Source organism: Pseudomonas reinekei (genome assembly GCF_001945365.1).
Lineage (GTDB): Bacteria > Pseudomonadota > Gammaproteobacteria > Pseudomonadales > Pseudomonadaceae > Aquipseudomonas > Aquipseudomonas reinekei.
This window is the reverse complement of sequence record NZ_MSTQ01000004.1, coordinates 1-13,543: the sequence shown is the minus strand read 5'-3', so window position 1 is coordinate 13,543 and position 13,543 is coordinate 1. Positions and strand designations below refer to the sequence as shown.

Below are 13,543 nucleotides of genomic sequence, written 5' to 3'. Positions count from 1 at the left end.
AGGTGCCTCTCATCGATTTTGCTCGGGGTTCCATTGCGCATAACGCTGACCGCGCAGGAACTGCCACAGACCCATGCTCATTCCGGCGAGGGTCACCAGGAGGAACGCGGCGAGGCGAAAGGGTTTGGGCAAGCGGTGTTGCGAGTCGAGCAAACCGGCGATGGCCGCCGAGTACCCGAGCAGTTGCGCGATCAGGCTCAGGCGATAAAAACCGTGGTCGTCCCACAGCCAGAAGTTGCTCAGCAGCAGCGGCAGCAACAGGATCGGCGCCAGGCGGCGGATCAATTTGTGGCTGATCAAGGCAATCGCATAAAGGCCATGCTTCAGCGGATTTAGCAGTTCGCGGCGCTGGGCCAGGCTCTGCAAACCGCCCACGGTCACCCGCTGGCGCCGGCGAAATTGTTTGTCGGCCTCATCGACGCCGGTGTCGATCACCCGGGCTTCTGGCACGTAGATAATCCGCTTGAACGCCACCGGCGCGCAGGTGCTGATAAAGAAGTCGTCGTTGACCTCCGCCGGCACGTTCTGGAACAACTCGCGGCGCAGGGCGAGCAGGGCGCCGTCGGCGGACACCATGCAACCGGTGCGGTTTTCCACGTAGCGCAGCCAGCCTTCGTAGTGCCGATACAGACTGTCGCCGATGCTCAGACCCTTGCCGGTCACCGGGATCAGCATGTGCCCAGCGCAGGCACCCACCTGAGGGTCGGCCAATGGTGCGAGCAAATGGCCCAGGGTGTCGTGGGACCATTGGTTGTCGGCGTCGGTGAACACCAGGATCTCACCACTGCTCAGCGCGGCACCGGCATTGAGGGTCGCGGCCTTGCCCTGGCGGGGCAGGTCGAGCACGGTGATGCGCGGATCGACGACCTTGCGCGCGCAGGCCACGGTGTCGTCGGTGGAACCGTCGCTGGCCAGGATGATTTGCAGCGAGCGCGCCTGATAGTCCTGGGCCAGCACGGTGCGCAGTTTTTCTTCGATGTGCCGCGCTTCGTTGTGCGCGGCAATGACGATGCTCACATCCATCGGTGCCGCCGGGCCGTGGCGGCGCGCGGCGAAGAACGGCGCGAGCAAGGTCAGCAGCAACGGATAACCGACGTAGGCGTAGACCGGCAGCAACAGGCACAACCAGAAAATGAATTCAGCCACGGGCGGGCCTCCTGGCATTCCAATGACACAGACTGAGTAGGAACGCGGCACCGGCCAGGTGCAGGCGCACCCAATGCAGACCCCACAGTTGCACGGTCAGGCACGGGTTTCGGTGCTTGGCGGTCTGGCGCACGCTCAATACCAGCGCTGGAACAGTGGTTAGCAGCACCATGAACAACGCATGGTGAGGAAAACCATCCAGCAGCGCAGATATCGCCAAAAAGTCCAGCAGCCAGGCACCCAGTGACAGCAGCGGGAAGCGCAACAGACGCAGGCTCATGCCATGGGTGCGCAGTAACTGCAGATGGCTGCCCTGGCGCCACATTTCCTTGCCCATCCACTCGCGCCAGTTCATTTCGTAGCCCCAGTGCAGGGCGATGTTTTCGTTGATCGACATCAGCCGCGCGCCGTTGGCAGTCAGGCGCAAGGTGAAGTCCTTGTCCTCACCCGTGCGCAGGGTTTCGTTGAAACCGCCGACCTTGTCGAACCATGAGCGGCGCATCAGCAGGTTGGCGCTGGGCAGCCAGTCCACCGCCTGCACGGTGTGGCGCGAGGGACGCAAGGTGCGCCGTTGCCAGGCGGTGGCGTACCAGGGCGCTTGCGCCGGGGTGTGCAAGTCCAGGCCAAACACGTCGGCGACACCGGCTTCTTCCAGTTTCAGCAAATGGGTGAGCCAGTCTTCGGGCATTTCGATGTCGGCATCGATGAAGGCCAGCCATTCGCCGGTGGCGGCTTCGGTGCCGCGGTTGCGCAGGGCACCGATCAGCACGCCGGGCACGACCAGTACCTGCGCACCGGACTGGCGGGCAATCTCCGGGCCCTGATCCTGTGAGCCGTTGTCGACCACGATCAACTCGCACTCCAGGCCGGCAACATTGGCGGCGCGTTGCGCTGCCAGCAGGGTCCGGGCGATGTGCCGGGCTTCGTTGTACATCGGGATGACGATACTGATGCGGGTCATGCCTTGGCCTCCGGGATTGGGCTTTCTTCGGCTTTCAGACGCAAGACGCTGGTCAGGGCGAGCATGATCCATACGTACTTCTGGTTCGGTGCGCTGAGGAACATCAAGAACAGCGTCAACGACAGAAAGCTCATGCCCAGGTGCGTCATCAGGTCGGCCTGCTGCCAGTTGCGGCGCTGCATCCAGGCTCGACGGGCGCGCATCAGGTTGTACAACCCGAGGGCGAGCATGCCGACGAAGAACAGCCCGGCGGGAACCCCCAGTTCACTGAAGATCTCCAGATAGGTATTGTGAGCGCGGCGGTACAGGTCGCCGACTTTGCGGTTGGCGGAAAACGCCTTGGCGTAACCGGTGGTGGCGTAGTGCAGCGGGAAAGTCCCGGGGCCGGTACCCAGCAAAGGATTTTCGCGGATCATCTGGCTGCCGACGACGATGTACGAAGCGCGGCGGCCGAGGGATTCGTCCTGCGCCTTGGCGCCGGAACTGAGGATGCTCAAGGACTGGATGCGTGCCACGTAACCCGCCGGCATCGCATAGATGGCCAACGGAATCACGATGACCAGCCCGAGCATGGCAAAACCCAGGTGGCGCGGGCGAATGCGTGTCAGGTGTACGCGGTAGTGCCAGGCGCCGATGACCAGGCTGAGAAACAACACCACCAGGCCCGAACGGGATTCGGTCTTGGTCATGCCGCCCAGCAGCAAGATAAAGCAGCCCAGCCAGAACAGGCGATGCAACAGGTTCGGGCTGCGGATCACCAGCAGCAGCGCCAGCGGCACGGCAAATGCGATCAGCATGGCGAAGGCGTTTGGGTCTTCCAGCAGGCCGGCGGCGCGACCCTGGTCCTGATACTTGCTGGAAAACATTGCCAGCGCGCAGGTGAGGGTGACGCTGAGGGTGACCAGCCGGGCGAACAGGTCCAGGTTCATTTCACGGCCGATCAACAGCGTGATCACAAACAGGATCAACCCGACGCTCAGCTCCCGCAGATGCCCCAGCGACATGCCCAGGTCATCGGTGTTCAGCATGCTCAGCACATAAAACACCATGAAACCGATCAGCAAGCGCCAGATGTTGCTGCGCAAACGTTCGGATGGAATCTGATGCAAGGCCAGTTGCAGCATCAGGATCAGTGCCAGCGACGCGCCGATCAGCTTGGTGCCCGACAGCGCGCTGTCCTTGAAGAACCCTTCGAGCGGCACCAGCGCCGCAATGCCCAACAGGCCCCAGGCGGGCTTGCGGAACAGCACGGCAACGCCCACCAGGCCCAACACCGCTCCCGGCGCCAGAAAGGGATAGGGGCTGGCCAGCAAAGCGAGGCAGACCAGACCGAGGAAACTGACGATCGAGAGCGGAAAAATCACGCGCGTGCCTCCCGTGCAGTACGGATATAAAGCTGCGACCAGCGTTCGGCCAGGGCCTTGAGGTCGTAGCGATCCAGTTGTGTGCGTCGTGCGTTGTCGACCAGCTTGTGCGCCAGCGCCCGGTCACTTAGCAGGGTGCCGATCTGCCGGGCGAGGGCGGCGCTGTCGGCAGGTGTGGCCAACAGGCCGTTGTGCCGATCCTCCAGCACATCGGGAATCCCGCCGACACCAAAAGCCACCACCGGCACCCCGGCCTGCATGGCTTCGAGCAGAATCATCGGCGTGCCCTCGGTGCGCGAGCTGATCACCAGCGCGTCGAGTTGCCGCCACCACGCACGCATGTCGGTCTGATACCCCGGCAGCGTGATGCGCTCCTGCAAACCGGCCTCGTTGATTCGCGCCAACAGGCTGTCCCGTTCCGGGCCGTCGCCGAGCATCACGGCGTCCAGTTGCGGGTGCTGCTGACACAGCGGAATCAAGGCGTCGAGAAACAGGTCCGGGCCTTTTTCACTGCTCAGCCGCCCGACATAACCGGCCAGCCAGCGTGGCCGTTGTGCGTTGTGCGGTTGCAGATCGTTGGCGGCCGGCAGCCCGTTGGGGATCACTTGCAGCTTCTGCGCACTGACGCTGGCCTGACGGTGCAGCGCGGCAATGCTTTCGGCGACACAGACCACGCGATTGACCGACGCGGTCCGGCACAGTTGCAGGCTCAACCAGGTGTAGAACTTCTGCTTGCGACTGCGCGGGGTGAAGCCGTGCTGCGTGATCACCAGCGGCAGGCGCAACAAGCTCGCGCCCACCCAGCCGAACAACAGACCCTTGAAGTTATGTGTGTTGATCAGCGGCCGCTCGGCCCGTCGCTCACGCAAGTGCGCGATCAACGCCCCCAGCCCGGTGCAACCGCGACAGTCGACCCCCGCCTCGCGAAACCGTGCCAGCAACTCGTACGGTGCATCGAGAAACAGCACCTGGTGTTGCCCCGGTGTCGCCAGGCAGTGGTCGAGCAACATCCGCTCGGCCCCATAGAAGCCGCCACTGCTGAGCAAATGAATGATCGGCAGTGATGGGCTGCTGTGCCCGGACGACAGGGGCGCGTTCAATTGCGCACCCAATGAACGAAGCTCGGCACGCTCCAGTTCTTGTGCGGATTGCTCGGTTCCACGTTTTGATCGTTGATCACCAGCAGCACCGGCAAGCCCAGTTCATGGGTGATTTGCGCTGGATGCTTGAAGCGATGATCGAAGAACTCACGCACGTAGACGAAGGCAATCGCCAGCAGAAGACCGGTGAACAAGCCGAACGGAATGATCAACAGCGGTTTGGGGAACGCCGCCTCGGTCGGTTCGAACGGCGGGCTGAGTACCCGAGCGTTGGACAGGTCGTTGTCCAGCGAGCGGGCGGTGCTGCTTTCGGCAAAACGCTGTGCGTAGGTGGAGAAGGCCGCGTGCAGGGCATCGATCTCGGTGTCCACCTGGCGCAGCTTGCTCTGGGTTTCCTGCAACTGGTGGATGCGGTTCTTGAACTCGGCAATGCGCGCGGTTTTCTGGTCGATCACCGCACTGACAATCGCCAGGTCGTTGGTGCGCTCCTGAATCCGGTTGCTCACCACTTTGAGGAACTGCTGGCGGGTGCGGGCGATTTGCTCGCGGGTCAGCAGCATCGGCTCACTGCCAGGCTGGAAAATTGCCAGATCGTTCATGTAGCGGCTGACCTGGGTGGTCAGCGCCTCACCCATTTGTTTGATCTCGCGGTCTTCAAACGCAATGTTGTCGACGGTGGTGGTGAAGGTGTAGGGGAAGGTGTAGTCGTTGAGTTTGGAGTCCTTGGCGGCGGCCAGGCTGGTTTTCAGATAATCGAGCCAGCGTTGGCTTTGCAGCAGGCGATCACGGTACAGGTTGAGCGCTTGCTCTTCGGTATTGATCGCGTTCAGGCGAAAGGTAATCTCCTCCTTGGGATCGGACGCACCGATAGCGCCCAGCAAATCCTGGCGGTTGCCTTCCAGGCCATCGAGACGTACCTGATACTGGGTTTTCTTGGTTTCGTAGAAGCTCTGCGGCAGGTCGATCGATTGCAAGGCCTGACGGCTGACCAGGTAGTTTTGCAGCAGCGACGCGACAAACTTGGTGCCCTGGGCCGGGTCAGGAAAGCTGTAGATGATCGAGATCACGTTAGAGCCTGGCAGGGTTTCGATCTTCAGGCTGTCGATGGCTTGTTGCGTCAGGGCGTCGAGCGCGGTGTCGCGCACCGGATCGGTTTCCATGCCTAGCGCGGCTTTCATCGGGTTGATCACGTGCTCACGCAATGGCGTGCTGACGTAGTTCTTGAACGGTTGCGCCAGCAGTTTATTGAGCAGGCCCGGAGGCGGGGTGTACTCACCCTTGTCGCGCAATTCGCTGATGGTCTGCCGGATCAACGCCGGCGAGCGCAGGATATTGCTCTCGGTTTCCATGTCAGCCAGTGACGGTGGAATGAAGGTCGCGTTTTCCTGATTGAGCGACGTGGTGGCGTCACCCTGGGAGAGTTTTTTCGACTGCACGATCACCTGGGCGGTGATATCGAAGCTCTGCTTGAGCATCAGCGGCAGTACCAGTGCGATCACTGCAAAGACCAGGAACACGCGCTTCACCAATTGCTTGTTGGCGAAGAAGATCCTGAAGAACTCGTGCAGGTAATTTTCCTTTGGATTCATGTCGGGTCACCTGAGAGTTAGTTGCTGTCACTGTCTTTGTTGTCGACGCGGTAGCCGAAGCTGAAGCCCACACCCTGGAACAGCACCACATCCGCCAGTTGCCGTGCGAGCTCACCGGCGCTGGCCAGTTTGGTCTTGGGCACGTAGAGCATGTCGTCCGGTTGCAGGTAGGCGATCTGCGAGGCATCGCCGGCCAGGGCTTTTTCCACGTCGTAACGACGGGCTTGGACCTGATTGCCGTTGCGGCGCATGATCACCACCGAATCCAGGCGCGCCTTGACGTTGGAGCCACGGGCCAGGGTCAGGGCTTCGAGCACCGAGACTGGACGGCGGATCGGGTAGGAACCCGGCTGGCCGACTTCACCGAGCACGTAGATTTCGTTACCGGCGGTGGATTTGAGCAGCACATCGACGGTCATCCGCCCCGGCAGCTGTGCGTACTTTTTATTGAGGAAGGCTTCCAGTTGGTTGACGGTCATGCCTTGCAGCGGCACGGCGCCGATCTCCGGGAAACTGGCATAGCCGTCGGTGCCCACGGTGATCTCCCGGCTCATGCCGGTGGCTGGGTGGTTCAGTGCGTTTTTGAGGTTCTGTTCGTTGGTCAGCGGGCTGATGATTTGTACGGTCAGCTGATTGCGGTTGGGCTGGAACAACTGTTTGCGTTGATAGGCACGCTGGATTTCCTGGCGCGCTTCTTCACTGGTCAGCCCGGCGATCTTCACCGAGGTGTTGGCGCCCGGCAGTTCGATGGTGCCGTCGGGCAGCACCAACTGGTTGCCGTTGAGCTGGCTGGCAGCGGTGAAGTTCAGGCCGATCTGGTCACCGGACTGTACGCGGTAGGCATCCGAGCCACTGGTGCTGATATGGAAGATCACGTCCAGCACATCCTGCGGGCGCAAGGTCTGTTCGATCTTGGGCATGTCAGTGGCCTGGGCGTTGGCCGGTGAGGCCGTGAGGATATTCACCGGCATGTTCTGGGTTTCCGAAGTGCTGGTGCAACCTGCAAGCGGCAGCAACAGCAGGACAAGCAGTTTGGCGTTCATGGCGTCATCCTTTTTGCGAGGGCTTACAGGTTTTTGTAGAGCCACTTGGGCATGTAGTACTTGCGCCGGTTGAACACGCTGCCGACCAGTTTCGCGCCGGCCTGGGTCAGGCGTTGAACCGCCGCCTGCGCCACTTCCCAGCGCGTGTCTTCAGAGCGCACGACCATGATCACGCCGTCCACCTGAGTGCTGATGACCAGCGTGTCGGCGGCGGAATACACCGCGTCACCGTCGATCACCACGAAGCGGTACTGACTGCCGAGCTGGGCGAGCAACGGGCTCAGGCGCTCCGGTGTCAGGTGTTCAGTACCCCGCGAAAAACGCCCGAACGGCAAGACGTGGAAGGGCAGGCTCGACACGTTGACCACACAGTCCTGCAACAGCGGCGGGCTCTGCTCGTTGAAGAGTAGGTCGCGAAAACCGCGTTCCTTGCTCAGCCCCAGTTGTTGGGTAAGGTTGGTCGAAGACTGGCTGGCATCGACCAGCAGCACCTGGCCGCTGCTCATTTGCGCCAGTTGGCTGGCCAGCGCCAGGGCGCTGGTGGTAGTGCCCGCGCCGGGGTTGGCCGCGGTCAGAAACAGGATGCGCAGATCCTGATCCAGCACGGCCGACGTCAGGTTGGACTCGCTCGGGTTGGCGATGCTGAGGCTTTTTGCAGTTGAACCGTCCATTAGCTTGCTCCGTGGCCGCTGAATACTTTGAAGGGGGTTTTCAACAGGATCTTCAGATCAAGCAGCAGGCTCTGCTCGGCGATATAGCTGAGGTCCAACTCAACGCGCTGGTCGAAGTCGATATTGCTGCGTCCGGAGATCTGCCACAGGCCGGTCATGCCGGGGTAGATGCTCAGGCGCGCGAGATGATTGTCCTTGTAGCGATAGGCGTTGAACGATGTCGGCCGTGGGCCTACCAGTCGCATGTCGCCCGTCACCACATTGATCAGGTTGGGCAGTTCGTCGAGGCTGGTGCGCCGCAGGAAACCACCGATGCCGGTGATTCGCGGGTCCTTGTCGATCTTGAAGTCGATGGCGTCGGCACCGTGTTTGTTCAGGTGGCGCAGCGACTCCTTGAGCTCCTCGGCGTTGACCACCATGGTGCGGAATTTGTACATGCCGAACATCCGGCCGCGATAGCCGGTGCGTTTCTGCACGAACATCACGGGCCCCGGGCTGGTGAGCTTGATGGACAGCGCCAGTGCCAGCAGGATTGGCGAGATCAGCAGCAAAATCACCAGTGCGCCGAAGCAGGCAAACACCCGGTTGGTGCGCGACAACGTCCATGGCCGACCACCGTCACGGCCTGTCACCCAGCCGCGACCCTGCATATGAATGGCGGCGTCGAGGCGCATTCGGTGTTCGGGATCCAGGCGCTTGTCACGGCGCAGCTGTTGAAGCGGTACACCTTTTTCATGTCCAGTCATTGAGCAGTCCTCCGCTGGAATTCAGCCGCGAGCGGCGCTTGGGCGATAGGCAGTGGGTAGTAATCGCGAAACCAGGCGATGAACCGCCCGAGTCCTTCATCCAGTTCGATAAGCGGCTGGAAACCGGTGGCGCGGGCCAGGTCGCTGGCGTCGGCGCAGGTGTTCAAGACATCGCCGGGTTGCAGTGGCAGCAACTCGACCCGGGCTTTTTGCCCCAGGTGTTTTTCCAGCAAGGCCAGGTAATCCTTGAGCTCTACCGGGTGCTGGCCGCCGATGTTGTAGATCCGCCATGGCGCCATGCTGCTGGCCGGGTCCGGTTGTTCGCGGTCCCAGTCGGCGTTGGCTTGCGGCGCGCGGTCGATCAGCCGGGCGATGCTTTCGATGATGTCGTCGATGTAGGTGAAGTCGCGCTGATGCTCGCCGTAGTTGAACAGCTTCAACGGTTGCCCTTGGGCAATCGCCCGGGCGAACTGGATCGGCGACATGTCCGGCCGGCCCCAGGGGCCGTACACGGTGAAAAAGCGCAGGCCGGTGCAGGGAATGCCGAACAGATGGCTGTAACTGTGGGCCATCAGTTCGTTGGCTTTCTTGGTCGCGGCGTACAACGACAGCGGGTGATTGACGCCGTCCTGTACCGAATACGGGGTGTGCTGGTTGGCGCCGTACACCGAGCTGGACGAGGCGTAGATCAAATGCTTGACCGGGTGCCGGCGGCAGCTTTCGAGAATATTGAGGAAACCGTTCAGATTGCTGTCGAGGTACGCCCGGGGATTATCCAGGGAATACCGCACGCCGGCCTGGGCCGCGAGGTGAATCACCACGTCGGGTTGTTCCTGGGCAAACAGAGTCTCGATGGCCGGAGCATCGGCCAGGTCAACCGTCGAGAGCTGGAAAGGGCCGGCCTGCTCCCGCACCCATTGCACGCGGTCGTGCTTGAGTTGCGGGTCGTAGTAGTCGTTGAAGTTATCCAGCCCGAAGACCTGATGCCCGTCGCGCAGCAACCGCAACACACAGTGGGCACCAATGAAACCGGCGGCTCCGGTCACGAGAATCTTCATGGGCGCGGCGCCTCGGGCACGACGTGACGCAAACCGATGCCGCTGTAATGCAGGCCCGCCGCCGCAACGTGTTCGGGGTTGTACAGATTGCGCCCGTCGATGATCACCCGCGAACGCAGCTTGCTCGCCAGCAGATCGAAGTCGACCACACGGAAATTCTTCCACTCGGTGCAGATCACCAGCGCATCGGCATCTTCCAGGGTGTCGTCGCGGGTGGCGCACAGGTGCAGGTCATTGCGATAGCCATAAATGCGTCGGCATTCGGACATGGCTTCCGGGTCATAGGCCTGCACGCTGGCGCCTTCGGCCCACAACGCATCCATCAAATAGCGGCTGGGTGCCTCGCGCATGTCATCGGTGTTGGGCTTGAACGCCAGGCCCCAGATCGCGATGGACTTGCCGGCCAGCCCTTGGGGAAACTGCGCCTTGAGTTTGCTGAACAGGATGTGGCGCTGGCTGTCATTGACGTCGGTAACGCTGCGCAACAGACGCAACGGCATGCCGTTGTGTTCGGCGGTGTGCAGCAGGGCGCGCAGATCCTTGGGGAAGCATGAGCCGCCGAAGCCGCAACCGGGGTAGATGAAGTGATAACCGATGCGTGGGTCCGAACCGATCCCTTTGCGCACCGCTTCGATGTCGGCCCCGAGCAATTCGGTGAGGTTGGCCAGTTCGTTCATGAAGCTGATGCGAGTGGCGAGCATCGCGTTCGCCGCGTACTTGGTCAGCTCGGCACTGCGGTTGTCCATGAACATGAGTTTTTCATGGTTGCGGCAGAAGGGCGCGTACAGCTCGCTCATCTGGCTGCGGGCGTCGTCATCGTCGGTGCCGACGATGATCCGGTCGGGACGCATGCAATCGGCCAGGGCACTGCCTTCCTTGAGAAACTCGGGGTTGGACACCACGCGCACCTTGAGCGCGCCCTTGTCCCGGCGCTGCAGTTCCTTGAGGGCGGTGGCGGCGACCTGGTCGGCAGTCCCGACCGGCACCGTGGACTTGATGATCAGGGTGCGATCGGCCTCCATGTAGCTGGCGATCTGCCGCGCCACATTCAGCACATGGGTGAGGTCGGCGGAACCGTCTTCATCGGCGGGTGTGCCGACGGCGATGAAGATCAACTCGGCGTGCTCGACCGCGTCACTGGCCTGGGTGGAGAACAGCAACCGTCCGGCCTTGATGTTTTCTTCCAGCGTGCCGGAAAGTCCCGGTTCACTGATCGGTGGTACGGCTTGTTGTAGTTGCTTGATCTTGTTGGGATCAATGTCGACACATAAGACGCGATGTCCGACATCGGCCAGTGCCGCTGCTTGTATCAGGCCAACATAGCCCGTACCAAATACGCTCACGTCCATATTGGCGTGCCTCGTAAGTTCGCTGGAAAGATCAGAAATGAGACTGTCAAATGGGGTATAGCCCAGCCTCGGCAAACCGTGTCAGCAAAATGACATGTTAAAAGAGTAAGACACCCCCGCTATTGGGGGGCCAATTGCCATCAAAGGCTTGCCGCAGTTGGGTTTACGTGGAAGTTGAGCGGCTGGAACTATTTTCGGGAAAGCGATAAACGGTCGTAAGGCTTGAATTACAAGGCTTGTAGACACTTGAGTGTGTCAGATTTGAGACGTTTTTTTTTTGACGCTTTCGTCTCGTTTACGTCATCGCTTGCGCTTTGATGGCCCGGTGCTAGTGTCAAAAAATGGCCGACTGCTTATTGACCGTCGCCAACAACGAGTATTGGAAAACTAATGATTCGATATCTCAAACACATACTCATAGCTGTCTATTTTATTACCCATTACGACTATTACTTTGGGCGTATCAGCGCGATCGGAGTCGGCTATCCATTAGTTTTATTTGCGGGAATGTTCGTCGTATTGACAGTAGCGCTGTTCATGTCGGCTTATATTCGCCAAACATTTATTCGGCATTTCTTCGCCTTGGCCATATTCGGTTCGGCGGTGTTCTTCGATGTGTATTCGCGCGTCACTGCCGATTACCTGACCTACAGCAGCTTTGTCTCGCTGGTGTATTCCGGTGGTTTTATTCAAGAGGCGCTCATCCAGTACCGCGATGCGATCATCTGGGGGGTGCTGGGTGGTTTGCCGCTGCTGTTGGGTATTGGCTTGAAGCCGCGTCGGCGCTTGCCGGTGCCGGGAGCGCTGCTGGTGGCGGCACCGGTGCTGGGTGTGCTGCTGCTCAGTGCGGTGTTGTTCGTGCGCGCGGGCGAGGGAGCCCGCGGCCTGCCCCAGATGTACACGCCGCTGGCCTATCTAAACCTGTTCGCCTATGAATCCCTGCACAACACCGTCGGCCCGCGCGAACCGGTAAGCCTGGCGCGCGCCGAAAAAGCGGTGAGCCACGACATTGTGCTGATCATCGACGAGAGCATCTCCGGCAATTACCTGGACATCAACGCGCCGTTCGGCGTGCACAGCAACCTCAAGGCGCCGCGCCCCGGGGTCGACATCTTCAACTATGGCTACGCCGCGTCCATCGCCAATTGCAGCGCCGACACCAACATCACCTTGCGTTATGGCGGAACCCGCGCCGATTACACGCGCATCAACAGCACGATGCCGTCGATCTGGCAGTACGCGAAGAAGGCCGGGTTGCTTACGGTCTACATCGATGCCCAGCGCACCGGCGGCAATCTGCAGAACCTGATGAACGACACCGAAAAAAGGGACATCGACGAATTCGTGCAATTCGGCCAGACCAGCGTGCGCGACCGTGACATGGCCGCAGCGGCGAAACTGATCGAACTGCTCAACGACGACAAGGCGCAGCTGGTGGTGATGAACAAGGTCGGCGCGCATTTTCCGGTGCACGACAAATACCCGGATGCGTTCATGGCCTACCGCCCGACACTGCCTCGCGGGCAGTTCGTCGAGGTGGCCGATACCGGCAAGCGCGATGGCTTCAACGGCCAGCCTGATGACTGGGAGCTGTATCGCAATGCCTACAAAAACACCTTGCTGTGGAACGTCGGGGAATTTTTCTCGCGGGTGTTCGACCAGGCCAACTTGAACAACGCGCTGCTGATCTACACCTCCGATCACGGCCAGGACTTGCATGAGCGAGGCAACCCCGGCTTGAACACCCATTGCGGTGGCGACCCGGTGGAGGAAGAGGGCCTGGTGCCCCTGGTAGTGATCCAGGGCAGCGGTTTGAAAACCCTTGATTGGCAAGCGCAACTGGCCGGCAACAAGGATCGCTCCAGCCACTACAACATCTTTCCGACCTTGTTGCAGCTGATGGGCTACGACCTTGCGGGAGTGGAGGCGCTGTATGGCAAGCCGCTCAGCGTGGCCACCGGCGATGAATTCACGTTCAACTATCGGTTCAATGCACGGTTGGGGGCCAGGCCTGAGTGGAAGTTTATCGATCTGAACAGCATTGTGACGCCAACCGAGGCGCCAGCCAGTGTGGCGGCGGGGCAGTGAGGTTTTGAGCGGTTGGGCTGGCCTCATCGCGGGCAAGCCCGCAGGGATCTGAAGTGGACACAAATTTTGTGCACACATCTCGCCGTGGATGGTCCTAGGACATGGACCACGCAGTCCTACAACCTCGGGCTACGAGATTTACGGAATGCGCCGACTTGTGACAATTGTTTGCCGTCAGTACCGTTCGGGACTGATCAATTACAGGCCATTACACCTCCGCCCACTGTAGGCAGTTCCGCCAGGCCTGCAGCCCATTGAACACCCCGAAATCGGAGGCTTTAAGATGACCATCCCCACGATCACTGTCCCGATCGCCACCAGCAAAACCATGTCATGCCAGCTCAACCTGCCGTGGTTCGTGCAGAACACCGAATACCATCCGGTGCCCGCGACGTTCGAACCGCTGGTGAACGGCGCGCGTGCGTTCG

Annotated in this window: 11 protein-coding genes; 1 reads left to right on the top strand and 10 read right to left on the bottom strand. The window is 60.8% G+C overall.

The window, feature by feature from the left end:
- Positions 1-9: 9 nt before the first annotated feature.
- From BVK86_RS07000 to BVK86_RS06955, 10 genes are read right to left on the bottom strand one after another with little or no spacing between them, the layout of a single operon-like run.
- On the bottom strand, positions 10-1,146 hold the full coding sequence (locus BVK86_RS07000; RefSeq protein WP_075945739.1) for a glycosyltransferase family 2 protein: 1,137 nt from the start codon (positions 1,144-1,146) through the stop codon (positions 10-12).
- Entirely contained in the window at positions 1,139-2,107 is a 969-nt protein-coding gene (locus BVK86_RS06995; protein ID WP_075945738.1) for a glycosyltransferase, read from the bottom strand. Before BVK86_RS06995 ends, BVK86_RS07000 begins: the two co-directional genes overlap by 8 nt.
- Complete coding sequence (locus BVK86_RS06990) at positions 2,104-3,471, bottom strand: O-antigen ligase family protein (RefSeq protein WP_075945737.1); 1,368 nt, start codon at positions 3,469-3,471, stop codon at positions 2,104-2,106. Before BVK86_RS06990 ends, BVK86_RS06995 begins: the two co-directional genes overlap by 4 nt.
- A complete protein-coding gene (locus tag BVK86_RS06985; protein WP_173668844.1) occupies positions 3,468-4,583 on the bottom strand; it encodes a glycosyltransferase family 4 protein in 1,116 nt (371 codons plus the stop codon). Before BVK86_RS06985 ends, BVK86_RS06990 begins: the two co-directional genes overlap by 4 nt.
- Positions 4,568-6,160 carry a GumC family protein gene (locus tag BVK86_RS06980; protein ID WP_075945736.1) on the bottom strand — a complete coding sequence of 531 codons (1,593 nt, stop codon included), beginning with the start codon at positions 6,158-6,160 and terminating at the stop codon, positions 4,568-4,570. The genes BVK86_RS06985 and BVK86_RS06980 overlap by 16 nt, the downstream gene beginning before the upstream one ends.
- Positions 6,161-6,177: 17 nt before the next feature.
- On the bottom strand, positions 6,178-7,203 hold the full coding sequence (locus BVK86_RS06975) for a polysaccharide biosynthesis/export family protein (RefSeq protein WP_075945735.1): 1,026 nt from the start codon (positions 7,201-7,203) through the stop codon (positions 6,178-6,180).
- Positions 7,204-7,226: 23 nt separating this feature from the next.
- Entirely contained in the window at positions 7,227-7,874 is a 648-nt protein-coding gene (locus tag BVK86_RS06970) for a CpsD/CapB family tyrosine-protein kinase (protein ID WP_075945734.1), read from the bottom strand.
- Positions 7,874-8,620 (bottom strand): sugar transferase, encoded by a 747-nt coding sequence (locus BVK86_RS06965; protein WP_075945733.1) that lies wholly within the window; start codon positions 8,618-8,620, stop codon positions 7,874-7,876. Before BVK86_RS06965 ends, BVK86_RS06970 begins: the two co-directional genes overlap by 1 nt.
- Positions 8,617-9,678 (bottom strand): NAD-dependent epimerase, encoded by a 1,062-nt coding sequence (locus tag BVK86_RS06960; protein ID WP_092267169.1) that lies wholly within the window; start codon positions 9,676-9,678, stop codon positions 8,617-8,619. Before BVK86_RS06960 ends, BVK86_RS06965 begins: the two co-directional genes overlap by 4 nt.
- Positions 9,675-11,027: a UDP-glucose dehydrogenase family protein gene (locus BVK86_RS06955; protein WP_075945732.1), complete on the bottom strand. Its 1,353-nt coding sequence runs from the start codon at positions 11,025-11,027 to the stop codon at positions 9,675-9,677. Before BVK86_RS06955 ends, BVK86_RS06960 begins: the two co-directional genes overlap by 4 nt.
- 390 nt (positions 11,028-11,417) lie before the next feature.
- Here BVK86_RS06955 and BVK86_RS06950 point away from each other — a divergent pair, with 390 nt between their 5' ends.
- A complete protein-coding gene (locus BVK86_RS06950; RefSeq protein ID WP_075945731.1) occupies positions 11,418-13,115 on the top strand; it encodes a sulfatase-like hydrolase/transferase in 1,698 nt (565 codons plus the stop codon).
- Positions 13,116-13,543 lie beyond the last annotated feature (428 nt).